The organism is Sphingomonas benefaciens (genome assembly GCF_052907485.1).
In genome coordinates this window covers 51,586-74,895 of the sequence record NZ_JBREIC010000001.1, presented here as the reverse complement: position 1 = coordinate 74,895, position 23,310 = coordinate 51,586, and the positions used below count along the sequence as shown (strand labels likewise).

Here is a 23,310-nt window from a genome sequence, read left to right as displayed (position 1 = left end):
AATGCCGAATAGCGGACAATCCGCCGGTTGATTCCGTTGCGTCGTCAAGGTTAGGTGGCCAACCTGCCAGAGTGAACGATCAGGCATCCTCTCAAGCGGGGCAGCGCGTCCGCCAAGCGGTAGAAGCACTCTACCGCACCTTCGACTTGCCACCGCCAGCCGTCATCGAGGGCTGCCCCTGCTGCATTTCGACGCGCGGGACGGATGTCCTGCTCACAACGCCGCTTCGCCAGATCACGCGGCAGCAGCTCTGGGGCTACGTGTCTGGCGCGTTCCTGACTGTCGGGGACGAGCCGGATTTCCGTTACCTCCTGCCTTGCATCCATGATGTGTCAGCCTCCGATCCAGGAAACGCCAACGATCCCGAAATCGTGCTGGGCAAGCTGGGGCGGTAAGGTCGGTGCCATACCGAGGACATTGGTGGGGCGGCAGCGAGCAATCGAATGGCTTGCCGGACAAAGGGATACTCCAGCGGCATTTCAGGCAACGCGCGAAGAGTTGCCCGAAGATAGTCGAAAACAGAAACACACCGAGCATTACCCAAAGATGATACCGCCCGAGGCGATCATCGGAGCTACCGGCCAAGACCGTAAGCGGTATCAATGGGAGTGGCGCGAACATTGCGATGAAGAAGCGCGTCAAAGGACCCATGCCAGGCACCATACGCCAGTAGCCCGGAGTTACAGCGATCAGTCGTATGTCGGCTCTCCCCATCGGCGGAGGACTGGCCGTCTTTCACGGGGGCGGGGTATCGAATCACACACGAGTGATCAGGGAGCGGGTGAAGGGAATCGAACCCTCGTCGTAAGCTTGGGAAGCTTCTGCTCTACCATTGAGCTACACCCGCGAACCAACGACTTGGCGCTGATCTGACCGCTTGCGGGGCTTCGGTTCACAGACCCGCGTGCGATCCGATGGCCGACTGCCACATTCCTGGCTTGGTCGTCAACGTAGATCGTCCGGATCTGTCAGACGTCGTCGGGTACGGTCGCCGAGACATCGGCAGCGGTGTCGCGGCGAATGTCGTCGTGCCGGAACGGCGCCATGGCCGCCGTTCAACCCGAACACTGGACTGGCGCGGGCGAGGACGGAAGAACCCCCACCAGCGTCGAGCCTCGGGGCACGCATTGCTGCAAACAGGCAACATATTACTATCCATGCGACCGCCGTCTCGGTCGACGACGTAGCGGCTTTCGGGCGCGGGCGGCACGCGCAGGGCTATGAACGACGGGCCATATCTTGCACGGCCGACGTTGGAGACTTCGTTCATTATAAAACCCCAATCTTCCGATTGACGCGCAACCGCAACCAAAGCGTCACACACCATCCATAGCCCGCGGCCAGCCGATCACGGCGAAGGGCGGGGTATCATGACATTCGCGTTGCAGACGCGCCGGCAGTTGCTCGGCGCCACCATCCTGGCATGTTCGATCGGTGCGGTGTCGCCCGCGTCGGCAACGCCGAGCGACCGCACCAATGCGCCGGTCGCCGTATCGACGCCCGCCCCCGGTGCCGCCACCGCGCCTGCCACCGACGACCAGGCGCAGACGTCCAACGGTCAGGCGTCGAACGGCATTGCCGAGGGTTCCGACATCCTCGTCACCGGCACGCGCGCCAACACGCTGGCGCCGGTGACCGCCTCGCTCCAGACGACGCAGCCGCAATCGATCGTGTCGCGATCCTTCATCGAGGATTCGCTGCCTGCGACCGCGGACTTCAACCTGATCGCGCTGATCTCGCCCTCGGTGTCGAACACCGGCAACGCCAATGGCGCCGGCCTGTCCGAATCCAAGGCGCAGATCCGCGGCTTCCAGGACGGCGAATACAATATCACCTATGACGGCGTGCCGTTCGGCGACACCAACGACCCGACGCACCATAGCAACACCTTCTTCCCGTCGAACACGATCGAGACGCTGATCGTCGATCGCGGACCGGGCAATGCCGCGACGCTGGGCCAGGCGACGTTCGGCGGCAACATGAATCTGTTCAGCCGCGCGACCCGCGACGACGCCAGCCTGGAGGCGAAGGGCAGCTACGGCAGCTACAACACCTATCTGCTGCGCGCCGTCGCGCAGACCGGCGCGATCGACAGTCTGGGCGGCACGCAGGCGGTGTTCAGCACGCAGTGGATCAAGTCCGACGGCGCGCGCACCTTCAGCCCGTTCCGCTCGTGGAATGCGTTCGGCAAGGTGCTGATCCCGATCGGCGCGCATGCGCGCCTGACGCTGCTCGGCACCTACAACGTCAACCGCTTCAACCAGCCCGACAATGACGGCGCGACGCTGTCGCAAGTTGCCAAGTTCGGCAAGCAATTCAGCCTGACCGACGATGCGACCAGCCAGACGTTCTACGGCTATAATTCCACGCGCAAGACGACCGATTTCGAGATCGTCAAGTTCGAGGCGGATCTCGCCCCCGGTTCGACGTTCGAGAACCGGGCCTATACCTACAGCTACGACAATGAGACGCTGTCGGGTAACGACGTGACGCTCTACGCGACTGCGGATGCAGCGACCATCGCCAAGGCGAACGTCGTCACCCTCGCGCCGGGCGCCAAGGCCGTGGCGGGCATCCCGGGCTATACGAAGACCAACAAATATCGGATGTTCGGCGACATCGCCAAGACGCGGCTCGACTTCGGCTTCGGCGCGCTGACCGCCGGCGCGTGGATCGAATGGTCCAACACCTACCGCCAGCAGCGCGACGTCAACCTGGTCACCATGGCGCCCAATTACGTCGAGAAGGCGGTGACCGATCCGGTCAGCGGCGCCGCGACGCCGCAGAACATCAAGTTCGACCAGAACAGCCACACCAACCATACCGAGGAATTCGCGGAGCTGGAGCTGCGCCCGCTGCCTGGGCTGACGATCACGCCGGGCTACAAGCACGTCGACTTCAACCGCCAGATCCGCGCGTCGTACAACCAGACGACCCGCTACGCGCAATCGCTCAGCAACACCTATACCGCCGACCTGCCGTTCGCGACGATCAACTATGCGGTGAGCTCGCGCTTCGCCGCCTATGCGCAATATGCCCGCGGCTTTCTGGCCCCGCCGCTCAGCGTGCTGTACGTCGCCAATCCGCGCCTCTCGACGGTCGCGCCGCAGCGGTCGACCAACTATCAGGCGGGCATCGTCTATCATGGCCCGTCGCTGTCGTTCGACGCCGACGTCTACAAGATCGACTTCACCAACAAGTTCGCCTCGTTCACCTCCGCCACGCCGGGTGAGGGCGTGATCTTCGTCAACCAGGGCGCGGTGCAGTATAAGGGTGTCGAAGCGCAGGTGACCTACGCCCTGCCGATGGGTTTCGCGGTCTTCGCCAACGGCTCGCGCAACTATGCCAAGACCGACAATCCGGGCACCGTCCAGCAACAGGTCGCCAAGGCGCCGGAGTGGACGGCGGCCGGCGGCGTGCTCTACAAGAGCGGCCCGATCCGCTTCTCGCTGATCGACAAATGGGTCGGGCGCCAATGGTTCGTCGGGCCGGACGGCAAGGTCGGCGGCACCTACGACAGCCCGACCTATCAGTCGAAGGGCTACAACACCGCGATCCTCGCCGCACGCTACGACGTCGGGCCGGTGCGGGTCGGCGTCGAGGTCAACAACCTGTTCGATTCGCAGCGGGTGACCAACATCAGCACCGGCAAGACCGCGCCATTCGACCAATATTTCTACCAGGTGCCGCGGACGGTCACCGGCGACGTGACGCTGACCTTCTGATGCTGGCGCTGCTCCTCGCGTTGGCGGCGGCGCAGGCGGACAAGGCGGCGTCGATGCTGGGCGCCACGGACCTTGATCCGGCGCGCGTGCTGCCGCCGCCGCCCGCGCCGGGCAGCGCACAGGCGCGCGCCGAACTCGCCGAACTGCGGACGATGCAGGCGAGTCGGACCGCACAGCAGAAGGACGCGGCGGAGCGGACCGGCGAGACCAAGAATGCGACGATCTTCGCCGGCGTCCTCGGCCCGCGCTTCGACCTCGCTCGCCTCCCCGCGACCGCCCGCCTGCTCGCCATCGTGCGAGCGACAGAAAAGGAAGCAATCGACCGCGGCAAGGATCATTTCGCACGCCAGCGGCCGTGGATCGTCGATCCTGCCCTCACCCCCTGCAAGCTCGGCAAGGAACCGCTGTCGAGCTATCCAAGCGGGCATGCGACCAACGCCTATGCCATGGCCGCGGTGCTCGCGCAGTTGGTGTCGGCCAAGGCGCCGGCCCTCATGGCACGGGCGGCCGAATATGCCGAAACGCGCATCACCTGCGAACAGCATTGGCGCAGCGACCTGACCGCAGGCGAGGCGTTCGGCCTGCTGCTCGCCGAGCGGCTGATGGCGAAACCCGCCTTCCGTGCCGTCTTCACCCAGGCGCAGGCGGAATTGGCAGCGGCGCGGATCAGGTGATCGGCGCGCCGTCGCAGAGCGGGATCGACCGATCGAGCAGGGCGGCGCGTGCTCCGGGCGTCTGCCCGCGCCCGTTCAACGGCACGAACATCGCCCGCCAGCGAGCAGCGACGGTCGGCACAGCGCTGTGCCCCGCGCAGGCCGAACGCATGAGCAGCACCGATGCGACCGTCGCGCATCGCATCAGGCACGCGGTAGGCGCAGCGTCGCGGTCAGGCCGGGGCCGGCGTCGCCGATCGTCAGCGTGCCGTCGTGCGCACGGGCGATCGCCGCGACGAGGTTGAGGCCAAGGCCGTGTCCGGCAGCGGCGCGCGTCCGGTCGAGCCGCACAAACCGCTCGACGATCCGCTCGCGGTCGACAGCGGGAACGCCGGGGCCATCGTCCGCAACAACCACCACGACGCCATCGCCGGCCGCTGCGACATCAACGCGGACGTGCGTTCCGGTCGGGGTATGCGCTTGGGCATTGTCGAGGAGGTTGATCACCGCCTGGAATAAGAGTTCGGCGCTGCCGGCGACGATCAGTCCGGACTCGCTGGTGCAGGACAGACTCCGCCCGCCGTCGCTGACCGCCGGCGCGTAGCTGTCACACAGGTCCTCGACCAGCGCGCCGAGGTCGAGCGGCGCGAACCGCTGGCGGACGTCGCCGGCGTCGACATCGACGATGTGCAGAATGCCGGCGAACAGCGCGAGCAGATCGTCGCTCTGGCGGATGGCGCGGGCGATCGCCGCATCGCGGGCTGGCCCATCGGGCGCGGCAAGGGCGCTCTCCATGCCGCCGCGCAGGCGTGCGAGCGGGCTGCGCAGGTCATGCGCGACATCCGCCGACACCTGGCGCAGGTTCTCGAGCAGCCGCCCGATCCGCTCCAGCATCCGGTTGAGCACGACGCCCAGGTGATCGAACTCGTCGCCGCGTCCCGATACCGGCACGCGGTGGCGGATGTCGCCGGCCATGATCGCTTCCGCGGTCAGGCTGACCTGCTCTATCCGTCGCCGCAAATAGCCGCCGATCCACAGTGCCGCGGCCGTGCCGATCAGCACGACGAGGAAGAAGGCGCCGGCGAACAGGCTGAGGATGACGTCGTCGATCTGCTCCAACGCCTGCGAATCGACACCGACGACCAGCCGGCTGCCGTCGGGAAGCCGGCTGGTCAGCGTCCGCGCCGCATCCGCCCCCTCCACCGGATCGCGGAAGGCGACATCGGCATAGCCGAGCGGCGGCATCGCCAGGTCGAACGTACCGGCGATGCGCCGCCCGTGCGCGTCGAACAGCGCATAGCCGAAGGTGACGACACCGCTACGTCCGCTGCGCGCCGCGATCGTGTCGGCGACCTCGGCAAGGCCCTTGGCGCGATAGTCGCGGATCAGGTCGGCGCTCGCCTCCGCCAGCGCGATGTCCTGTTGGCGGCGGAAGGCCGCATCGGCGGCAAAATAGACCAATGTGCCGAGCACCGCGATCGCCAGCGCGAACGCGGCCGAATGGGTCAGCGCGATGCGATAGGCGGCGCTGCGCCGCCAGTCAGTCATCTTTGCGCATCCGGTATCCCTCGCCGCGCAACGTCTCGATCGGGTCCCGATCGAACCCGTCGTTGAGCTTGGCCCGCATGCGACTGAGATGGCTCTCGACGATATTCGTCTGCGGATCGAAGTGGAACCCCCACACCGCCTCCAGCAGCATCTTGCGCGTCACCACGCGACCGGCGTGGCGCATCAATTCCTCGAGAATGCGGAACTCGCGCGGCTGCAGCCGCACGTCACGCGGCCCCCGGCGCACGTCGCGGCGGAGCGCATCCAGCGTCACGTCGCCGACCCTGAGCTGCGTCGGCGTCTCCGCGATCGGCGGCCGGCGCAGCAGCGCGCTGACCCGCGCCGACAGTTCCGGAAAGGCGAACGGTTTGACCAGATAATCGTCCGCCCCCGCATCCAGCCCGGTGACGCGATCGGCGATGCTGCCGCGCGCGGTCAGCATGATGACCGGCATGCGGATGCCGGCCGCGCGCCATGCCGTGAGGATCGCGACCCCGTCGGCGGCCGGCAGCATGCGATCGAGGATCGCCAGGTCGAACGGCTCACCCAGCCCCGCCTCGCGCACCGCCGCGCCGTCAGCGAGCACCACGACCACATGGCCGATGGCGCGGAGGCCATCCGCAACCTGGGCGGCGGTGGCGGCGTCGTCCTCTGCCAGCAGGATGCGCATCGCAGGTGGCGTTCCGGTCAGCCGGGGTGGACGGCAAGGACGTGGAAGCTGCCGGGCACCGCCCTGGGCTTGCCGCCATGGCCTGCCGGCACCAGACGCGCCGCGGGCAGCCACACCGTTCCCGACTGCGGATCGAGCGCGCCGGTCCGCGCGCTCGGTTCGGTGCGGACGCTTGCCTGATGCGTCACCGCCCGCGCGTCGGCCAACGACAGTATGTCGAGGACGCCGTCCTTGCCTGCAGGAATATAGGCGCGATTGCGGGCTTGATCGACGATTACCGCATCGGGGCCGCGCCCGATCGGCACCCGCCCGACCAGCAGGCGCTTGGCCGTGTCGACGATCGCCGCGACACCGTTGGCGCAGGCGGCGATCAGCCGGTGATGCACCGCATCGAGGCCGAGTCCCGTCGGCGCCTCGCACCCCGGCATCGCGATCGGCGCGACGGCGGCGCCGCGGTTCAGGTCGACGACGTCGATCTCGCTCCTGTCCTCGTTGTTGACGAACAGCGTCCGCCCCGCGACCGCGGCATATTCCAGGCCCTCGGCGACCGGAATCGTCCGCACCAGCCGGTGCGCGCGGACGTCGATCTCCGCCACCGATCCGGCATCGGCGTCCATCGCCAACAGATGACCGGTGGCGGGGTCGATCACCGCCGCGTCGGGTTTCGCGCCGACTGTCAGGCTTGCCACCTGGCGCCCAGATGTCACGGCGAAGAAGCGCACGCTGTTGTCCGTACCATTGGTCACCGCGATCTCGCCGGTGGGCAGCGGCACCACGGCATGCGCGTGCGCTGCCGGCCCGATCGGCGCCAGCGCCCGCCCGCTGGTCAGGTCGACCACCGAGACGGCGTCGCCGTGCGCGATGTAGAGCCGCCGCGCCGTCGCATCGACGCTGGCATAGTCCCAGCCGCCGTCGCCAGGTACGGCGACCGAACGGACGGAGCCGCCGGGTACGGCGACGGAACGGACGGCATCGCTGGCGACGACCGGCGCGGCGAGCGCCAGCAAGATCAAGGCGAGCGGTCGGATCGACGGCATGTGACGAGTCTCCTTTGCCCCTCTTGATCGTGGCACGCGATCCGACACCAGCGTGTTTGCGCGACATTGGGAAGACATAATGTTTGTCCGTCGCCGCGATCGCTACAGCGCCCTGCGATCGGGCGGATACACTTGCCGGCCCGAAGGAGTGACGATCCCGTGCGCATGCAGGCCCCACTGGCGCCGGCGCTCGCCCTGCTGGCGGCGGGCTGCGCCCACTACACGCCGGCGCCTCTCGCCGCGGCGCCGACGCTCGCCCCTGCGCTGCCTGCGACCACGAGCGCCGCGCCGCTCGCCGTCGAGGACGTCGTCGCGCTGGCGCTGGCGCGAAATCCGGATCTGATCGCGGCCCGCACCAGATTGAGCGTCGCCCAGGCGCAACGGACGCAGGCCGGGGTGCTGCCCAATCCCGCGCTGACCGGTGCGCTGCTGCCGCTCGTCTCCGGGGCGGGCGAGGTCCCCGCGTGGAACATCGGCCTGGCGCAGGACATCAAGGCCCTGCTCGTCTACAAGCCACGCGTCCGCAGCGCGCGGGCCGCCACCGCCCAGGTCCGCGCCGATCTATTGTGGCAGGAATGGCAGGTCGCGGGCCAGGCGCGCCAGCTCGCCGTCGACCTGATCGCGCGCGAGCAGACGCGGCCGCTGCTCGACGAGGCGGTGCGCATCCTCGGCCATCGCAACGCCGTGACGCAGGCCGCTCTGGCGCAGGGCAATGCGACCCTGGTGACCGCCGCACCGAGCGCCGTCGGCTTCCAGCAGGCGCGCGCCAGCCTCCAGACGCTCGACCAGACGCAGGTGCAGGATCGGCACAAGCTCAACGCGCTGCTCGGCCTGACGCCCGATGCGATCGTGCCGTTGCAGTCGGTGCCGCAGCTGCCGGCCTTCGACATGGCGGCCGCGCGCGCCACGATCGCGACGCTACCCGCGCGGCGGCCGGATTTGCTCGCGCTGCGCTTCGGCTATCTCGCGCAGGACGAAACGCTGCGCGCCGCGATTCTCGCCCAGTTTCCCGACCTGATCCTCGGCGGCGGTGCATCGAGCGACAGCTCGCGCGTCGTCAACGCCGGCCCGAACGCGCAGCTCGGCCTGCCGCTGTTCGACCGCAACCAGGGCAATGTCGCCATCGCCCGCGCCACCCGCGCGCAGCTCCAGGCCGAATATGCGGCGCGTCTCGCCGCCACGACCGGAGAGGTCGGCGCACTGCTCGGCGAGATGGCGCAGTTGCAGCGGCAACTGATGATCGTGGAACGCGATCTGCCCGCCGCCCGCGCCGCCGCGACGCGCGCCGCCGCCGCCTTCGGTGCGGCTGCGCTGGACGAGCGCGCCTATGTCGACCTCATCACCAATCGCTTCGCAAAGGAACAGGAAGTGGCGACGTTGCGGCTTGGCCTGCTCGACCGGCAAGTCGCGGTCAGCACCCTGCTCGGCCTCGGATTGCCCGGGGTGACGACGCTCGGCCTCGCCGATCCGGGCACGCAGGGAGCGGCGCGATGACCATGCGCCTCCTCGCCTTCTCGCCGCTGCTGGCGCTCGCCGCATGTGGCACCGGCGAGCCCGCGGCCGAACCCACGCCGACGCCGACGGTGCTCGTCACCACCACACCCGCGCGGCAGGATACCGAGGCGCGCACGACCGAGGCCTTCGGCGAGGCGACGCCTGCCAGCAACGGCGTCGTCACGCTCAGTGTGCAGCAACCCGGCCAGGTGACGGCGGTCGCCGCGGTCGCCGGCGCCACCGTCCGCGCCGGCCAGCCCATACTCCGCTTCACGGTCGCGCCCTCGGCGCGCAGCGCCTACCGCCAGGCCGTCGACGCGGTGAACGCGGCAACGGCACAGCGCGCGACCACCGCCCAATTGCTGACCCAGCAGCTCGCGACGCGCGACCAGCTCGTTCAGGCGGACAAGGCGGTCGCCGACGCACGCACCGCGCTCGCCGCCCTGCGCAGCGAGGGCGCCGGCGTCGGCGAGACGGTGATGCGGGCGCCCTTTTCGGGTGTGGTCGCGACCCTGCCCGTCGCCCCGGGCGATCGGACCCAGCCCGGCCAGGCGCTGGCGACGATCGCACGCGCCGGCGGGCTGATCGTCACCGTCGGCGTCGATCCCGCACATCGCGGCGACCTGCGCGTCGATGCGCCCGTCACCCTGACCCGCCTCGACGGCGGCGGCGCGCCGATCGCCGGCCGGGTGCGACGGATCGACGCGATGCTCAACCCGCGCACCCGCCAGATCGACGTCGACATCGCCTATCCTGCCGGCGCGATCCTGTCCGGCGAGGCGCTGCGCGTCGCGATCGAGACCGGCCAGGCAACCGGCTGGCGCGTGCCCCACCGCGCGGTCGTCGTCGCCGCCGACGGCCGCGCCCAGCTGTTTCAGCTGCACGGCGGCAAGGCGAAGGCCGTGCCCGTCAGCGTCGTGGTCGATGGCGCGCAAGACGACCTCGTCAGCGGCGGTCTGTCGTCCGGCGCGCCGGTGATCGTCGATGGCGCCTATCAGCTTGCCGACGGCGATCCGGTGCGTACCGGCGGCATTCGGTGAGCTACGCCGCGCTGCTGCGACGCCAGCCGCTGGCGATCGTCATCATCGCGCTCGCGGTCGCGCTCGCCGGCGCCGTGGCGGCGCTGTCGCTGCCGATCGGGCTGTTCCCGCAGGTCGCCTTTCCGCGCGTCGTCGTCGACATCGACGCCGGCTCGCGCCCCGCCGACCAGACCGCGCTCATCGTCACCAAGCCGGTCGAACAGGCGCTGCGCGCCGTCCAGGGCGTCCGCAACGTGCGCTCCGAAACGACGCGCGGTTCCGCACAGATCTCGATCGACTTCGGCTGGGGCCGCGACATGGTCGCGAGCACGCTGCTGGTCGAAGCCGCGATGTCGCGCGCGCTCGGCGCCTTGCCGCCAGGTACCACCTACAACGTCCGGCGGATGGACCCGACCGTCTTCCCGATCATCTCCTATGCGATCGAAACCTCGCGCGCATCGCCGACCCAGGTACAGGACGTCGCCCGCTACCAGCTCGTGCCGCTGCTCAGCGGGATCGAGGGGCTGGCGCGCGTCGACGTCCAGGGCGGCGAGACGGCGGAGGTGGAGGTGCTCGCCGACCCTGCCCGCCTCGCCAGCCACAACCTCGCGATGAGCGACCTATCCACCGCCATCGCCAACGGCAATGTGCTAAGCGCGGTCGGGCGGGTGCAGGATCGCGGTCGTCTGTCGTTGGTCGTCGCCGACCGCACGCTGGCCGGTCCCGCCGCAGTAGGCGATGTCGTGGTCCGCACCGACCCCGCCGGGGTCGTACGCGTTCGCGACGTCGCGACCGTGCAGCAGGGCGTCGTGCCGCAATGGCTGCGGGTCAGCGAGGACGGCCGGCCAGCGGTGTTGCTCAATATCTACGAACAGCCGGACGGCAATGCGGTGCAGATCGCCCATGCCGTCGCCGCCAGGCTCGCCACTGCCTCGCTGCCGCCGGGCACGCGGCTGGTCAGCTGGTACGATCAAAGCGAACTCGTCACGCAGTCCGTGGCGAGCGTCCGCGACGCCGTGCTGATCGGCCTGACGCTCGCCGCGCTTGTGCTGCTGCTCTTCCTGCGCAGTTGGCGGATCACGCTGATCGCCGCGATCGTCGTGCCCGCGACGCTCGCCGCCACCGTGCTGGTGCTCGCGATCCTCGACATGAGCTTCAACATCATGACCTTGGGCGGCATCGCGGCTGCGGTCGGGCTGCTCATCGACGACGTCATCGTCATGGTCGAACACATCGTCCGCCGCGCCGCCGCGCCGGCCACCGACGGCGCCCCGGTCGGACGCGCCGCGGCGCTGCCCGCCGCGCGCGAATTCCTCGTGCCGCTGACCGGATCGAGCCTCGCGACGCTGATCGTCTTCCTGCCGCTGTCGTTCCTGACCGGGGTGACCGGCGCCTTTTCCAAGGCGCTGTCGGTGACGATGGCGGCGGCGCTGGCGATCTCCTGGGCGATGACCGCCTTCGTCGTCCCCGTGCTCGCGCAGCGATGGGTGACGTTCGGTACGGCCCATGGCGCCACCGACGACGACGGCCGGCTCGCGCGGAGCCACGCCGCTGTCCTCGACCGCCTGTCGGCATGCCCCTGGCTGCTCGCCATCATCGCCGTGCCGCTGCTCGCGCTCGGCTATATCGGCTATGCCGACGTGCCCACCGGCTTCATGCCCAAGGTGGACGAAGGCGGCTTCGTGATGGACTATTACACGCCGCCCGGTACGTCGCTCGACGAGACGGAACGGCGGATGGCGCAGGTCGACGCGCTGCTGCGCGCCGATCCGGACGTCCTCACCTTTTCGCGCCGGCTCGGCACCGGGCTCGGCGGCGATCTCGGCCAGAGCTACCACGGCGATTATTTCGTGCGCCTCAAGGCGGATCACGCCCGCGGCACCGAGGATGTCGCCGCGGCCGTCGCCGATCGGGTCGCTTCGCAGGTGCCGGGCGTGCAGGTCGAGGTCGCGCAGCTGATGGAGGATCTGATCGGCGACCTGACCGCGGTGCCCCAGCCGATCGAGATCAAGCTGTTCGCCGCGGACCCCACGGTCCTCACCGATCAGGCGCGCAAGGTCGCCGCCGTGATCGACAAGGTCGCTGGCGTCGTCGAGGTGAAGGACGGCGTCCAGCTCGCCGGCGACGCGATCGACGTGCGCATCGATCCCATCCGCGCGGGCTTTCAGGGCGTCACGCCCGCCGACGTCCAGACCGCGGTCGACGTCGCGCTGCAGGGCAGCGTCGCCACCACGCTGGCGCTGCCGACCAAAGCGGTCGACGTCCGCGTCCGGCTGCCCGGCGCCACCACGATCACGCGCGAGGCGCTGGCGCGGCTGCCGATTCGCGCCGCCGACGGCCACGTCCTGCCGCTGTCCCGCGTCGCGGATCTGGTGCCCGTCACCGGCCAGCCGCAGATCGCGCGCGAGAATCTGGAACCGATGGTCGCGGTGACGGGGCGCATCCAGGGCCGCGGCTTGGGTGCGACGATAGCGGACGTCACGCGCGCGCTTGCCCGGCCCGGCGTGCTCGGTCCCGGCGTGCGCTACGATCTCGGCGGCCTCTACCAGCAACAGCAGATCGCCTTTGCCGGTCTCATCAAGGTGTTTCTCGCCGCACTGATCGCCGAGTTCATCCTGCTGCTGATCCTCTACCGCCGGCTGCTGCTGCCGCTGATCATCATCGGCTGTTCGCTGCTGTCGACGACCGCGGTCTTCACCGCGCTGTGGATCACCGGCGTCGACCTCAACATCACCGCTTTGATGGGCATGACCATGATCATCGGCATCGGTACCGAAATGGCGATCTTCTACGTCAGCGAATTCCAGGAGCTGGCCAGTACCTTGCCGCCCGGACAGGCGGCGCGGACGGCCGCGTACAACCGGCTGCGGCCGATCACGATGACGACCCTCGCCGCGATCCTGACGCTGCTGCCACTCGCCCTCGCGCTCGGGCAGGGCGCAGGCATCCAGCAGCCGCTGGCGATCGCGATCATCGCCGGATTGCTGTTGCAATACCCCCTCGTGTTATTGGCCATGCCTGTTCTGGTCGGAAGACTAGCGAAACCTTGGTCTGGTGTCGGCAATCGGTCGACTACTGTGTGAAGTCTGCCGGACCTGATCCAATTGCCATCGGTCGAGGCTGCCAGGCCACTTCCAGCTTTCCGCCGCTCGTTCATCGCGCGAGAGCGGGTCCCCTTAAGCGATGCCGGGAAGCTACCGGCGTCACGCTCAGGGCCGACGTGCGGGAGCGCCGCTTAGGAGCTCCGTCCAGGCGGCGGGACCCAACATCATAATCGGGTCGACATCGCAGCGAAGCTGGTGTTAGTCGGGCGCGGCCGCCCTCCCGACGTCACGAAGATCATCGCTCTTCCGAGCAAGGGTTCGGGTACGGATCACTTCGTCGCGGAACGTGCGCATCATCGCTGTGCAGGCAGCCCGAGCAAGGCGGCGCCGTCGATCGACACGCGCAGACCGAACGCCAAGATGTCTCCCGATCGCTTGATGGCTCGAGGCTTGGCGAAATTGTCGGGGCTGACGACATATTGGACGTTCGGGCTGATCCTGACGCCGCGGTGGGCGGCGATGCCGTAGTTGACCTCGAACACCCCCTCGTCCGGGAATACCGTGTCGGTCCCGCCAGCCAGCGCACGCGACGCCTGCAGGAACTGTCGCTGCCGGTCGCCGAGACGAATGTAGCTGCCGACGATCCCGAACGTGTCGTTCGTGCGACCCGGCAGCGGGCCGGTGACGATCACGCCCGCCAGCGCCTGCCCCTTGAACGGCACATAGTCGTTGGTCGCGCTGATCACGCCGCCGAAGACGGTGATGGGACGCTTGGCATCGCCGTCCATGTGCGCCGCCGCGATGTCGCCCATCACGTAGACGCCCGCCTGTCCGTCATGCACGAGCGCAGCCCCGCCGGCCGCACCGCGTCCGAGCCGCGGGCGACCACGCGTGTTGAGGTATGGATCGGTGACGTCGGACGTGTTGCCGAACGCACCGATGCGGAGATGATACAGGTTCCGTGCCCTCGGATCAGCGGATTGCAGGCCGATCTCGACGGCGGTCTGGTGACCGGTGGAGCCCTTCGTCGACCAGTCGAAGCCGTTGGTCGAAATAAGCGACGTATTGGCCTCAAAGATCCCGGCTTGAGCGTAGAACCATTTGGTGGGCGCAATTTTGATGCGCCCACCCCAGGTGTTGTAGGGGAAGAACCCCAGTGCCCGGTCCTGGATGGGGACCACCGCCGGGTTGAAGCACACCGAGTTGCTCTGGAAGGTGCAGTAGATGTTGGACTGGTTGAAATAGGTCAACGGGGCGACGCGTCCGCCCGATATGTTGACCTTGCCGCCCCACAAGTTCTGCTCGAGCGCCAGCGCGGCCAGACGCAGGTTCTGCACCGCCTTGTAGCGGGTCTGGAAGCTGATGGCATTGCCGGTGTGATCGACGGCGAGCGAGGAGCCCTGCGACACGTTCATGCTGTAGTGGAGGGCGGCCCCCTTCCAGCCGGCGAGCCGATCGAAATCCAGATCGAAGCCGAACGGAAAGACATAGGAGTTGGCGGTTCCACGCCCCTGCCCACCAGTGACGTTTCCGGCGAATTCGTCGACGGCTAGCGCTCGCAGGTAAATACCGCGATCCGCCAGGGCCTGGCCGATACCGACGAGCGGACCCTTTGGCGGTCCGGCGACGCTCGCCGTGCTCTGCACCTGCGGCTTCGGATAGTTGTTGAGGAAGATGGCGGGGGACGTCGCCTGCGGTTTCGCATCCGATTGCGCCGCAGGAGATGCTGGCGACCCGGCCTTGTCACTGTCCGACGGCGTGCTTTGCGCGAGGCACGGACACGCGACGAGGAGGCCGCTGGCCAGCATCGGCCAGCGATAGATGCTGTTGGTCACGAACACTCTCCAGGACGAGCCGCGATGGCGGCCTGATTGTCACAAGGGCGGCGGGGAATGTGGTCGCGCCACACGCCCCGTCGTCATCAGGGAGAGACTTCCTCGAGCGGACGCCCGGTCGTCTCGGGTGCCCAGCGCAGCACCGCCAGTCCGGTCAGCGCCGCCACGACCGCGAACGTCAGGAACACGGGGGCGACCGACCCGCTCGTCATGATCAGACCGATGACCCACGGACCCGTGATCGACCCGGCTCGCAGCCATGCCGATCCCAATCCCGCGCCAAGCGACCGCAGCCGCGTCGGGTAGAGCTCACCCGAATAGAGGTAGAGCGAATAGGTCACCGTCTGGAGAGCCGCAAAGGCAGGTGTCGCCAGCGCGAACACCATCATCGGGGTCGTCGCGCCGAGCCACCACAGGGCGAGCAACGGGACGGCGGCGAAGAGCAGCGCGCCGGTATACCAATTGCGCCGCCCGACCTTGTCGATGGTGATCGCACAAATGAACGAGGCGACCAAGGCAACGCCGGTCATGGCGAAGCCGTAGCCGATCGCCTGGTCCAGCGGCATGTCGAAAACGGTCTTGTACAGGGTCGGCAGCCAGGTCAGCAGGCCGTTGTTGACCATATAGGCACCAAACCACATCGCCCACAGCAGCAGCGTACGCGGGCCGTAGAGCGGGCTGAACAGTTCCCGCCACGAGCTGGTTCGCCGACCGGAGGTCGGCGTCGTCGTCACGATGGCACGGGGTTCGGCCAAGGGCTGGCCATGCTTGACGGCACTCGCCTCCAATTGGGCAATGACCTTTTCGGCATCCGCCAACCGGCCACGCGTGATCAGCCAGCGCGGGCTCTCCGCGAGGAAGAAGCGAAGCGGCATCACCAGCAGAACCGGCACCATGCCGACGACGAACATCGCCTGCCAGCCGAGCGACGGTACCAGGAAATAGCCGATGCCGCCTGCCGCGGTGAGGCCGACCAGGAAGAGCAGCTCATAGAGCAGGAAGAACCGGCCCCGCTTCTTCGCGCCCGACAGTTCGTTGACATAGGCGCTCGCGACCGGCACTTCTCCTCCGGTTCCGATGCCCTGGAGGAAGCGGAACAGCATCAGCGAGCTGGCACTCCAGGAGAAGATGCACGCAGCGCTCATCGCTGCGAAGATGCCGATACAGATCGCGAGCACGGGAAGGCGCCCGATACGCTCCGCCAACCAGCCGAAGAAGATCGCGCCGAACAATTGGCCAAGATAGCCCGACGAGATAATCGCCGCCGTGGTCGCGGGCGCCAGGCCCCATTCCTTCGCAAGTATCGGCAAAGCATAGGCGAGCGCGATGGTCGTATAGCCGTCGAAGAAGGTGGCCATTCCCACGCACCCGCGCGCCCAAAGGACGGGCCGCGTCACGGGCAGGCGCTCCAGTCGCGCGATCAGGGTTCCGCTATCCGCCCGGCTGTGCGCCATGGCGTAGTCGTCGGCCAATCCGCTGGCCGAGGCAATGGATGCGTTCACAGCATTCTCTCCCATTGGCGCGCTCTGGCAGCGAAGCCGGCACGTCTGTTCTCGTTGGGATTTCGACCGGGATCACCGGCGCGGATGAGCCGGGTGCCGCCGTGCGGCCCCCGGCCCTGTCATTCAGACGATGCCCGCCTCCTTCAGCGCGGCTTCGATCTCCGCTTCCGCCTCCGGACTAAGGTCGAGCAGCGGCGATCGGATCGTTGCGTTGTCGATGATCCCGCGCGCGCGCAGGGCGATCTTGAGCGCGACGGTGCCCTCCATATGGCTGCCACGATGGTAGATGTTCTTGGTGACGGGCAGCAGCTGGTCGTGCAGTTTGCGGGCGCGGACATAATCCTTTGCCTTGCCTGCCTCGATGAGCTGGACGAGCAGCTCGGGAGCGACATTGCCGTAGCCGACCAGTGCGCCGTCGACGTCGAACATCGTGTGCAGCAGGTATTCGTCATGGCAGGTCAGGATTTGCAGATCCGGGAATTCGGCGCGCAGAACAGGAATCTCGGTGTCCCAGCGCTTCATGTTGCGCACGCCGTTCTTGGTGGCGACGACGCCCGGCTGTGCGGCGATCTCCAGCTGGGTCTTGAGGTTGTAAGTGGCCTTGGTGACGTCGGGATATTGGAACAGAATGCACTGCAGGCCGGAGGCCTCGTAGATCGCCTTGTAACGATCCTGCGGCGCGCCGAACTGGTAGCCGAAGCGTAGCCAGCCATGGCTTGGATAGACGAGAGCGCCGATCGCGCCCGCATCGGCGGCACGGCGCGCTTCCTGGGCGGCGACCTCAGTACCCTCGCCGGTGATGCCGGCGATGATCGGCACGTCGACCGCGTCCACCAAGCATTCGATCAGCTTCACCTGCTCGGACTGGGTCAGGAACGTGCCCTCACCCGCATGGCCCAGGATGACGAGGCTCTTCACGCCCTCGACCGAGACGAGCCAGCGCGCCAGTTTGGCATTCTGCTCGTAATCGACCTGGCCGTCCTTCGTGAACACGGTGACAGGAGCCGGGTTCAGACCGCGCAGGTCCATGACCTTTTCGGGGGCGGCACGCGTGGTGGTGCGGGGCTCGGGATCGTGCAGGCTCATGACTGTCTCTCCTAGGTCAATCCGCCATCTTGGAACGTTGGCGGGAACGTTCCCGTTATCGATCCGAAATGTGCTGGTGTCAATCGGATCGTTGAGGCATTCTCTCTTCCGACCGCAAACGAACAGTTCGGCTACAGGGAATTGGGATATGGAAATCGGCGCCAAGACCGGACGGGTGACGATCCTCGACGTGGCCGCCGCTGCGGGGGTGTCGAAATCGACCGTCTCACGCATTTTGGATGAGCGTCTTCCGGCATCCGACAGCGAATCCGCTCGAAAAGTGCGGCAGGTCGCCGAACAGCTCGGCTACGTCCGCGACGTTTCTGCAGCCAGCCTGCGGCGGGGGCAGACGATGACGATAGGCGTCATCGTCCCCCGGCTAACGGACACCGTCATGGCCATGCTCTACGAAGCGGTCGCACGGGCATGCGACCGTACGGGGCGCATTGCCCTGGTCGCGACGACCGAGGACCGCGTGGAGAATGAGCTGCGCGCCGCCGAGTCCCTCCTGCAACGCGGCGTCGACGGTCTTGTCCTCGCTACGGCACGCGACGAGGACGATCTGCCCGACGTGCTGACCAAGCGGGGTGTCCCCTTCGTATTGGCGTTGCGGACGGACGGCAAAAGCCTCTCCTCTGTCGGAGACGATCGCCTGGGCGGCTATTTGGCGACCCGCCATCTGCTCGATCTCGGCCATCGGCGCATTGGCATCATTGCTGGCCCTGATTATGCGTCGAGCGCGCGCGGCCGGCGGAACGGCTACGTCGGGGCGCTCACCGAACATGGCGTCGATGTGGATCCGGAGCTGATCGTCGAATCGACTTTCAGCATCGATGCGGGAACGGATGCGGCCCTCTTGCTGATGCGGCTCGCCTCCCCCCCAACCGCAATCTTCGCGGTGAACGACAACACCGCCATCGGCGCCATGTCCGCGTTGATCAATCTTGGGCTCGGCGTGCCAAAGGACGTCTCGCTTGTAGGCTACAACGACATCCCAATCGTCGGTTGCCTGCCCACCCCGCTGACGACGTTGCGGGTCCCGTTCGATCAGATCGCCTCGACCGCGCTCGATCTGCTTGTGACCGGGAGGAGCAGACCGCGCGAACCGATACAGATGGTGGCCCCTACCCTGATCCCACGCCGCTCTACGGCGGCGAGAGATGCAACCGCAGTCTAAAGCGAGTCTGAGGACATTCGGGGTAATCCGCTCCTCGCGGTGATCGTCGGAATCCGGGTCTACGGCGACAAGTATCCCGCTTGGATAGCTCGGCAAGCTGCCGCTTGTCCGGCTGCCTATATTCACGCCCGCATAACGGGTGATTTGCCCCTATTCGGATTGACGAGGCCGCAACTCACGCGCTGTCGCCCTATCGCGCCCGATCGTCACGCGGACAAAATGACGCGAACCCCGCCTATTGTCGCCGGACGCCTGGCTGGCCGTGGGAGGACCGATACGAGCTTGATCACGTGGGCGACAAACCTGCAGGCGCGCGGCAGCGCTGCGATGGGTTTTCGGCCACATGCGTCATGAGGCCGCCACCCCAGGTGCAGGGTGACGGCCTTACTCAGCCTGACAAGGGCGCGTCAGGCGAAGCGCACGTTGGTGTTGATCCCGGCCTTCCGGCGGCGACGCATCATGAAACCGACCGCGCCGATGCCGACGATCATCATCGCCCAACTGGCGGGTTCCGGCACCGCCGAAGTGACGGTCAGCGACTTGAGTTGCAGATAGTCCCAGCCGCCATAGGAGAGCAGCGTGAAGGTCCGCGCGGCCGAAGGCGCGTTTTTCAACGCATCGCTTTTGAAGACCGGGTTGAACGTCAGGTCGCCCGCGAACGCGCCGCTATGCGGCTGGCCGAAAACATAATTGCTGTCGATTCGCTGACCAACGAGATCCTTGCTCAGATCGAGCGTGGCCGGAATATAGAAGGTGAGCCCGGTGAAATCGGCCGTCGAGAACGTGCCATTGCCCCATCTCGCCCCCGAGACCGTCATGACGAGGTTGCTGACCGCCGACCAGTCGGCCTTTGACAGCGGCGTGGTGCCGCTGTTGAGCCGCGCCAGTTCGCTATCGGCGATGTCGAACGAGCCGACAGCCGTGCCCTTGCTCTCCAAAATGCCTTCATAAAGGAAGTTGACTTTGGCAGCCTCAGCGGATGCGGCACCAACGAGTGCTGCCGACGCAGCCGCGAAGACTGCTAAACCTTTGAACAAAGACATAATATTCACACCTCCTGCTAGCCTTTTTGGCGGACGGACAAGGTAATAATCCAATTAACATTTACTGTCCACAAGAAGAGAAACAGAACTTGCGTCTCGATTCTGTAACCAAACGATCACTAATAGCTAGTAAGTTTTTGATAGTTGGAGAAAACGTTTGATTCTGTCCGTTCATATGCCCGATTTTGGCACACCAACAAAGAATTAATATTTTAAAATGACATTGTGTTACACTAGCTAAGCTATTGAAAGCACAGGCAGCGCCTGGCGCAATGTGGTTCGCACCGGTGCTATCGGCCTCGATCGCGACAATGGCAGCCGCTCTGTCATGCGAGAGGATTTCGTCGTTGACGCCGGCATTCGCCTGAGCGCCATCACGATGGACCATTACCGGCCTTCTCGCACCACCACCGACAATCTCGCGACCGGCAGTTTGTGATGCTGCAGGAACGGTGGGCGGCAACTGGGCTCAGGATCCATGATCGATCCAAAAGATAATGAAACGTTCTCTTCGTGTAGCTTGGCAAGCTTCTGCTCTACCATTGAGCTACACTTGCGACGGCATCCGCGCCGGCGTGTCCCCAGCCCTGGCCGACGCACATCCCACGTCCGTTAAGCCGTCATTGCCACGTCGACAGACCGGCCGCAGCCAAACCTGTCGCAGGCGCACGAACGCCGACGCCGCCCGAGACCGGAAATCCGCGGCCCACCCCCAGTAACAACCGGTTCTGCGACCCGGTCCGACGCCCCGTCATCGCACCGGACGAGGGCATGCGGGCGGCCATGGATGACGATCGTGCCAACCATGAAATATCAGACATAACAGATGGTTGACGAGCCGCGTTCGGCGGCGCACGCTCCTCCCTCCATGAGAAGAGGAGCCTGACATGCGCACCATTCTGCTTGCCGCCGCAACCTTAAGCCTCGTTGCCGGCGCTCCGGCATTCGCCGCGCCGTGCAAGGATCCCAAGACCGGCAAGTTCATCAAGTGCGCGGCAAAGGCTCCGGCGAAGGCCGTTCGCTGCAAGAATGCGAAAGGTCAGTTCGCCAAATGCGGCACCGCGGGCGCCACGCCCGCCTGATCACACGGCATCGATATCGGCATCGGCACATGCGGGAAGACCGCACTGTGCCGATCCTGACTGCCGACGAAGGGCGCCCGATCCCCTGGCCTCGTAGGTGCGACCTAGCGAACCGTGCGGAAAGGCTGCAACACGCGCCATCATGAGCCCGCCACGTCGTGCGCCGATACCACGATCGACGTTTCTCGCCGTTGCAGCAGGCCGACGCTGGCGTTGCGCACCGCTCGCCATCCGACCACCGCCGCACGGTGCGTCGCCCCCTATCAGATTCCGCCCTGCACCACGCTGCGCCCACCCGCCTCCAAGGCCTGCGTCAGGTCGGCGAGGCAGGCGTCGACCAACGCAGCGTCCGGACTGCGGACAACGAAATTGGCCCCGGTACGGCCGTCACGGAAGAAGGGATAGCTGCCGATCGCGACGCCTTCGTGCGTTTTCTCGGCGTCGCGGAGCAGATCGGCGACCTCGCTTTCAGCAACCCAGCAACCGATCGTGCCGGAGACGACCGGAAGGCCGCCCTGCAGCGTGCCGGTGAGCGCGTCGAGCATGCCGGCGGTGATATGCGGCACGCCGGCCATGACGAAGATATTGCCGACATGGATGCCCGGCGCGCCGGAGACGCGGTTGGGGATCAATGTCGCCCCTTCCGGCACCCGCGCCATCCGCGCGCGCGCATCGGTCAGCCCGCCGCGCGTCTGGTAATAGGCCTCCAGGATCGCCATCGCCTCTGGGTGGTGGACGACGGCGACGCCAAGCGCCGCGGCGATCGCATCGACGGTGATGTCGTCATGGGTCGGGCCGATGCCGCCGGTGGTGAACAGATAGTCGTTGCGCGCCCGCAGGATATTGACGGCCTCGACGATCGCCTCCTGTCGGTCGGGGACCACCCGTACCTCGGCGAGGCGGATGCCCTGGACGTTGAGCCAGGCGGCGAGTTGCGCGATGTTCTTGTCCTGCGTGCGGCCGGAGAGGATCTCGTCGCCGATCACCACCAGCGCGGCGGTCCAGATACGCTCAGCTGTCATGACCCTTGCCTTAGCCTCGCAAAACCGCGCCCGCCACGTTATATGATGGCGATGACCGAATATGTGAACGTCACCTCCGACGCGCCGGAGGCGCGCACCGGCGCCATCAAGCTGCACGGCCCCGCCGCCTTCGCCGGCATGCACAAGGCGGGCAAGCTCGCCGCCGAGACGCTCGACATGCTGGTGCCGCACATGGTCCCCGGCGTGACCACGGCGGAGATCGACCGGCTGATCTACGATTTCGTCACCGCCGGCGGCGGCGTGCCGGCGACCCTGGGCTATCGCGGCTACACCCATTCGACCTGCATCTCGATCAACCATGTCGTCTGCCATGGCATACCCGGCGACAAGACGCTGAAGGCGGGCGACATCGTCAATGTCGACGTGACCCCGATCGTCGACGGCTGGCACGGCGACACCAGCCGCATGTATCTGATCGGCGACGTGCCGCTGAAGGCGAAGCGGCTGGTCGAGGTGACCTACGAATGCCTGATGCTCGGCATCGAGCAGGCGCGACCGGGCAACCACATGGGTGACGTCGCGCATGCGATCCAGCGGCATGCGGAGAAGCACCGCTATGGCGTGGTGCGCGATTTCTGCGGTCATGGCCTCGGCCGGCTGTTCCATGACGCGCCGGAGGTGGTGCATGTCGGCCGGCCCGGTACCGGGCCGGAGCTGCGGCCGGGCATGATCTTTACGATCGAGCCGATGATCAACATCGGCCGCCCCGACGTAAAGCTGCTGGACGACGGCTGGACGGCGGTGACGCGCGACCGCTCGCTCTCGGCGCAGTTTGAACATTCGATCGGCATCACCGAGGACGGCTGCGAGATCTTCACGCTTAGTCCCAAGGGATACACCCAGCCGCCCTACGCGTAACAGGCGGCATGCCCGCCGCCCTACTGCCGCTGCTCGCCGTCCTGTTCGCCGGGGTTGGCATCGCCGTGCAGGCGCCGACCAACGCCGCACTGGCCAAGACGTCCGGATCGGTGGTGCTGGCGGCGCTGGTGTCCTTCTTGGTCGGGTCGGTCGTGCTCGCGGTCGCGTGGGTGGCCTTTGACCGCACCGCACCGGCCGCCTTGAAGGGTGGGCCCGGCTGGGCCTGGCTGGGCGGCCTGTACGGTGCCGGCTTCGTCGCGGCGATGGCCTATGCGGCGCCGCGCCTCGGCCTCGCCACCGCCTTGACCGTGGCGATCGCCAGCCAGCTCGCCACTGCGCTGCTGCTCGACAATTTCGGCCTGCTCGGCCTGAAGACCGAGCCGGTCACACTGCCGCGGTTGTTGGGTGCGGCGCTGGTGATCGGCGGCGTCGTGCTGATGCGGCGGAGCTGAGGCCGATCCGATGGCCACCGTCATCACCCTGACGCAAGCGCC

The 23,310-nt window shown here is 67.0% G+C and carries 20 protein-coding genes and 1 tRNA gene; 11 read left to right on the top strand and 10 right to left on the bottom strand.

Annotated elements, in window-relative coordinates:
* The first annotated feature begins 71 nt into the window (after window positions 1–71).
* Entirely contained in the window at window positions 72–395 is a 324-nt protein-coding gene (locus ACU5AX_RS00340) for a hypothetical protein (protein ID WP_446689198.1), read from the top strand.
* A gap of 381 nt (window positions 396–776) precedes the next feature.
* On the opposite strand, the gene ACU5AX_RS00335 is transcribed toward ACU5AX_RS00340, so the two are convergent.
* Window positions 777–847 (bottom strand) — tRNA-Gly (locus ACU5AX_RS00335).
* A 523-nt stretch (window positions 848–1,370) separates the two neighbouring features.
* Between ACU5AX_RS00335 and ACU5AX_RS00330 the strand changes: the two genes are divergently transcribed.
* Window positions 1,371–3,725 (top strand): TonB-dependent receptor, encoded by a 2,355-nt coding sequence (locus ACU5AX_RS00330; protein WP_446689197.1) that lies wholly within the window; start codon window positions 1,371–1,373, stop codon window positions 3,723–3,725.
* On the top strand, window positions 3,725–4,399 hold the full coding sequence (locus tag ACU5AX_RS00325; protein ID WP_446689196.1) for a phosphatase PAP2 family protein: 675 nt from the start codon (window positions 3,725–3,727) through the stop codon (window positions 4,397–4,399). Before ACU5AX_RS00330 ends, ACU5AX_RS00325 begins: the two co-directional genes overlap by 1 nt.
* Here the strand turns inward: ACU5AX_RS00325 and ACU5AX_RS00320 are convergent.
* Genes ACU5AX_RS00320 through ACU5AX_RS00305 form a run of 4 tightly spaced genes read right to left on the bottom strand, consistent with a single transcriptional unit; the run spans window position 4,392 to window position 7,633 of the window.
* A complete protein-coding gene (locus ACU5AX_RS00320; protein ID WP_446689195.1) occupies window positions 4,392–4,583 on the bottom strand; it encodes a hypothetical protein in 192 nt (63 codons plus the stop codon). The genes ACU5AX_RS00325 and ACU5AX_RS00320 overlap by 8 nt on opposite strands.
* Window positions 4,583–5,926, bottom strand: a complete 1,344-nt coding sequence (locus ACU5AX_RS00315) for a sensor histidine kinase (protein WP_446689194.1) — start codon at window positions 5,924–5,926, stop codon at window positions 4,583–4,585. The genes ACU5AX_RS00320 and ACU5AX_RS00315 overlap by 1 nt, the downstream gene beginning before the upstream one ends.
* A complete protein-coding gene (locus ACU5AX_RS00310; RefSeq protein ID WP_198353245.1) occupies window positions 5,919–6,596 on the bottom strand; it encodes a response regulator transcription factor in 678 nt (225 codons plus the stop codon). Before ACU5AX_RS00310 ends, ACU5AX_RS00315 begins: the two co-directional genes overlap by 8 nt.
* A gap of 17 nt (window positions 6,597–6,613) precedes the next feature.
* Window positions 6,614–7,633, bottom strand: a complete 1,020-nt coding sequence (locus tag ACU5AX_RS00305) for a YncE family protein (protein WP_446689193.1) — start codon at window positions 7,631–7,633, stop codon at window positions 6,614–6,616.
* Window positions 7,634–7,798: 165 nt separating this feature from the next.
* Between ACU5AX_RS00305 and ACU5AX_RS00300 the strand changes: the two genes are divergently transcribed.
* Genes ACU5AX_RS00300 through ACU5AX_RS00290 form a run of 3 tightly spaced genes read left to right on the top strand, consistent with a single transcriptional unit; the run spans window position 7,799 to window position 13,229 of the window.
* Window positions 7,799–9,127: a TolC family protein gene (locus ACU5AX_RS00300; RefSeq protein WP_446689192.1), complete on the top strand. Its 1,329-nt coding sequence runs from the start codon at window positions 7,799–7,801 to the stop codon at window positions 9,125–9,127.
* Entirely contained in the window at window positions 9,124–10,167 is a 1,044-nt protein-coding gene (locus ACU5AX_RS00295) for an efflux RND transporter periplasmic adaptor subunit (protein ID WP_446689191.1), read from the top strand. Before ACU5AX_RS00300 ends, ACU5AX_RS00295 begins: the two co-directional genes overlap by 4 nt.
* Window positions 10,164–13,229 carry an efflux RND transporter permease subunit gene (locus ACU5AX_RS00290; protein ID WP_446689190.1) on the top strand — a complete coding sequence of 1,022 codons (3,066 nt, stop codon included), beginning with the start codon at window positions 10,164–10,166 and terminating at the stop codon, window positions 13,227–13,229. Before ACU5AX_RS00295 ends, ACU5AX_RS00290 begins: the two co-directional genes overlap by 4 nt.
* 314 nt (window positions 13,230–13,543) lie before the next feature.
* On the opposite strand, the gene ACU5AX_RS00285 is transcribed toward ACU5AX_RS00290, so the two are convergent.
* The 3 genes from ACU5AX_RS00285 to ACU5AX_RS00275 all read right to left on the bottom strand — a co-directional run bounded on the left by ACU5AX_RS00285 (window position 13,544) and on the right by ACU5AX_RS00275 (window position 17,613).
* On the bottom strand, window positions 13,544–15,025 hold the full coding sequence (locus ACU5AX_RS00285) for a carbohydrate porin (RefSeq protein WP_446689189.1): 1,482 nt from the start codon (window positions 15,023–15,025) through the stop codon (window positions 13,544–13,546).
* Window positions 15,026–15,111: 86 nt separating this feature from the next.
* The gene (locus ACU5AX_RS00280) at window positions 15,112–16,527 is read right to left on the bottom strand and encodes an MFS transporter (RefSeq protein WP_446689188.1); all 1,416 of its coding nucleotides are present in this window, start codon (window positions 16,525–16,527) and stop codon (window positions 15,112–15,114) included.
* A gap of 123 nt (window positions 16,528–16,650) precedes the next feature.
* Window positions 16,651–17,613: a dihydrodipicolinate synthase family protein gene (locus ACU5AX_RS00275; protein ID WP_446689187.1), complete on the bottom strand. Its 963-nt coding sequence runs from the start codon at window positions 17,611–17,613 to the stop codon at window positions 16,651–16,653.
* A gap of 148 nt (window positions 17,614–17,761) precedes the next feature.
* On the opposite strand from ACU5AX_RS00275, the gene ACU5AX_RS00270 reads away from it, so the two are divergent.
* Window positions 17,762–18,790, top strand: a complete 1,029-nt coding sequence (locus ACU5AX_RS00270) for a LacI family DNA-binding transcriptional regulator (protein ID WP_446689186.1) — start codon at window positions 17,762–17,764, stop codon at window positions 18,788–18,790.
* Between the two features lie 407 nt (window positions 18,791–19,197).
* On the opposite strand, the gene ACU5AX_RS00265 is transcribed toward ACU5AX_RS00270, so the two are convergent.
* Complete coding sequence (locus tag ACU5AX_RS00265; RefSeq protein ID WP_446689185.1) at window positions 19,198–19,833, bottom strand: PEPxxWA-CTERM sorting domain-containing protein; 636 nt, start codon at window positions 19,831–19,833, stop codon at window positions 19,198–19,200.
* A 274-nt stretch (window positions 19,834–20,107) separates the two neighbouring features.
* On the opposite strand from ACU5AX_RS00265, the gene ACU5AX_RS00260 reads away from it, so the two are divergent.
* Together ACU5AX_RS00260 and ACU5AX_RS00255 are read left to right on the top strand one after the other, a co-directional pair.
* Window positions 20,108–20,272 (top strand): hypothetical protein, encoded by a 165-nt coding sequence (locus tag ACU5AX_RS00260; protein ID WP_446689184.1) that lies wholly within the window; start codon window positions 20,108–20,110, stop codon window positions 20,270–20,272.
* Between the two features lie 448 nt (window positions 20,273–20,720).
* Window positions 20,721–20,915: a hypothetical protein gene (locus ACU5AX_RS00255; protein WP_446689183.1), complete on the top strand. Its 195-nt coding sequence runs from the start codon at window positions 20,721–20,723 to the stop codon at window positions 20,913–20,915.
* A 263-nt stretch (window positions 20,916–21,178) separates the two neighbouring features.
* Here ACU5AX_RS00255 and ACU5AX_RS00250 read toward each other — a convergent pair whose 3' ends face one another.
* Window positions 21,179–21,937, bottom strand: coding sequence for a competence/damage-inducible protein A (locus ACU5AX_RS00250; protein ID WP_446689182.1), 759 nt, complete (start codon window positions 21,935–21,937; stop codon window positions 21,179–21,181).
* A 51-nt stretch (window positions 21,938–21,988) separates the two neighbouring features.
* Between ACU5AX_RS00250 and map the strand changes: the two genes are divergently transcribed.
* Complete coding sequence (map, locus tag ACU5AX_RS00245; RefSeq protein ID WP_446689181.1) at window positions 21,989–22,816, top strand: type I methionyl aminopeptidase; 828 nt, start codon at window positions 21,989–21,991, stop codon at window positions 22,814–22,816.
* Between the two features lie 8 nt (window positions 22,817–22,824).
* Window positions 22,825–23,268, top strand: coding sequence for a DMT family transporter (locus tag ACU5AX_RS00240; RefSeq protein ID WP_446689180.1), 444 nt, complete (start codon window positions 22,825–22,827; stop codon window positions 23,266–23,268).
* Window positions 23,269–23,310: the final 42 nt, after the last annotated feature.

What these genes read in the sequence shown, in the direction of transcription:
- ACU5AX_RS00330 (WP_446689197.1), top strand. Translation starts at nt 1,371, where the DNA reads ATGACATTCGCGTTGCAGACGCGCCGGCAGTTGCTCGGCGCCACCATC.
- ACU5AX_RS00325 (WP_446689196.1), top strand. Translation starts at nt 3,725, where the DNA reads ATGCTGGCGCTGCTCCTCGCGTTGGCGGCGGCGCAGGCGGACAAGGCG.
- ACU5AX_RS00320 (WP_446689195.1), bottom strand. Translation starts at nt 4,583, where the DNA reads ATGCGATGCGCGACGGTCGCATCGGTGCTGCTCATGCGTTCGGCCTGC.
- ACU5AX_RS00315 (WP_446689194.1), bottom strand. Translation starts at nt 5,926, where the DNA reads ATGACTGACTGGCGGCGCAGCGCCGCCTATCGCATCGCGCTGACCCAT.
- ACU5AX_RS00310 (WP_198353245.1), bottom strand. Translation starts at nt 6,596, where the DNA reads ATGCGCATCCTGCTGGCAGAGGACGACGCCGCCACCGCCGCCCAGGTT.
- ACU5AX_RS00305 (WP_446689193.1), bottom strand. Translation starts at nt 7,633, where the DNA reads ATGCCGTCGATCCGACCGCTCGCCTTGATCTTGCTGGCGCTCGCCGCG.
- ACU5AX_RS00300 (WP_446689192.1), top strand. Translation starts at nt 7,799, where the DNA reads ATGCAGGCCCCACTGGCGCCGGCGCTCGCCCTGCTGGCGGCGGGCTGC.
- ACU5AX_RS00295 (WP_446689191.1), top strand. Translation starts at nt 9,124, where the DNA reads ATGACCATGCGCCTCCTCGCCTTCTCGCCGCTGCTGGCGCTCGCCGCA.
- ACU5AX_RS00275 (WP_446689187.1), bottom strand. Translation starts at nt 17,613, where the DNA reads ATGAGCCTGCACGATCCCGAGCCCCGCACCACCACGCGTGCCGCCCCC.
- ACU5AX_RS00270 (WP_446689186.1), top strand. Translation starts at nt 17,762, where the DNA reads ATGGAAATCGGCGCCAAGACCGGACGGGTGACGATCCTCGACGTGGCC.
- ACU5AX_RS00265 (WP_446689185.1), bottom strand. Translation starts at nt 19,833, where the DNA reads ATGTCTTTGTTCAAAGGTTTAGCAGTCTTCGCGGCTGCGTCGGCAGCA.
- ACU5AX_RS00255 (WP_446689183.1), top strand. Translation starts at nt 20,721, where the DNA reads ATGCGCACCATTCTGCTTGCCGCCGCAACCTTAAGCCTCGTTGCCGGC.
- ACU5AX_RS00250 (WP_446689182.1), bottom strand. Translation starts at nt 21,937, where the DNA reads ATGACAGCTGAGCGTATCTGGACCGCCGCGCTGGTGGTGATCGGCGAC.
- map (WP_446689181.1), top strand. Translation starts at nt 21,989, where the DNA reads ATGACCGAATATGTGAACGTCACCTCCGACGCGCCGGAGGCGCGCACC.
- ACU5AX_RS00240 (WP_446689180.1), top strand. Translation starts at nt 22,825, where the DNA reads ATGCCCGCCGCCCTACTGCCGCTGCTCGCCGTCCTGTTCGCCGGGGTT.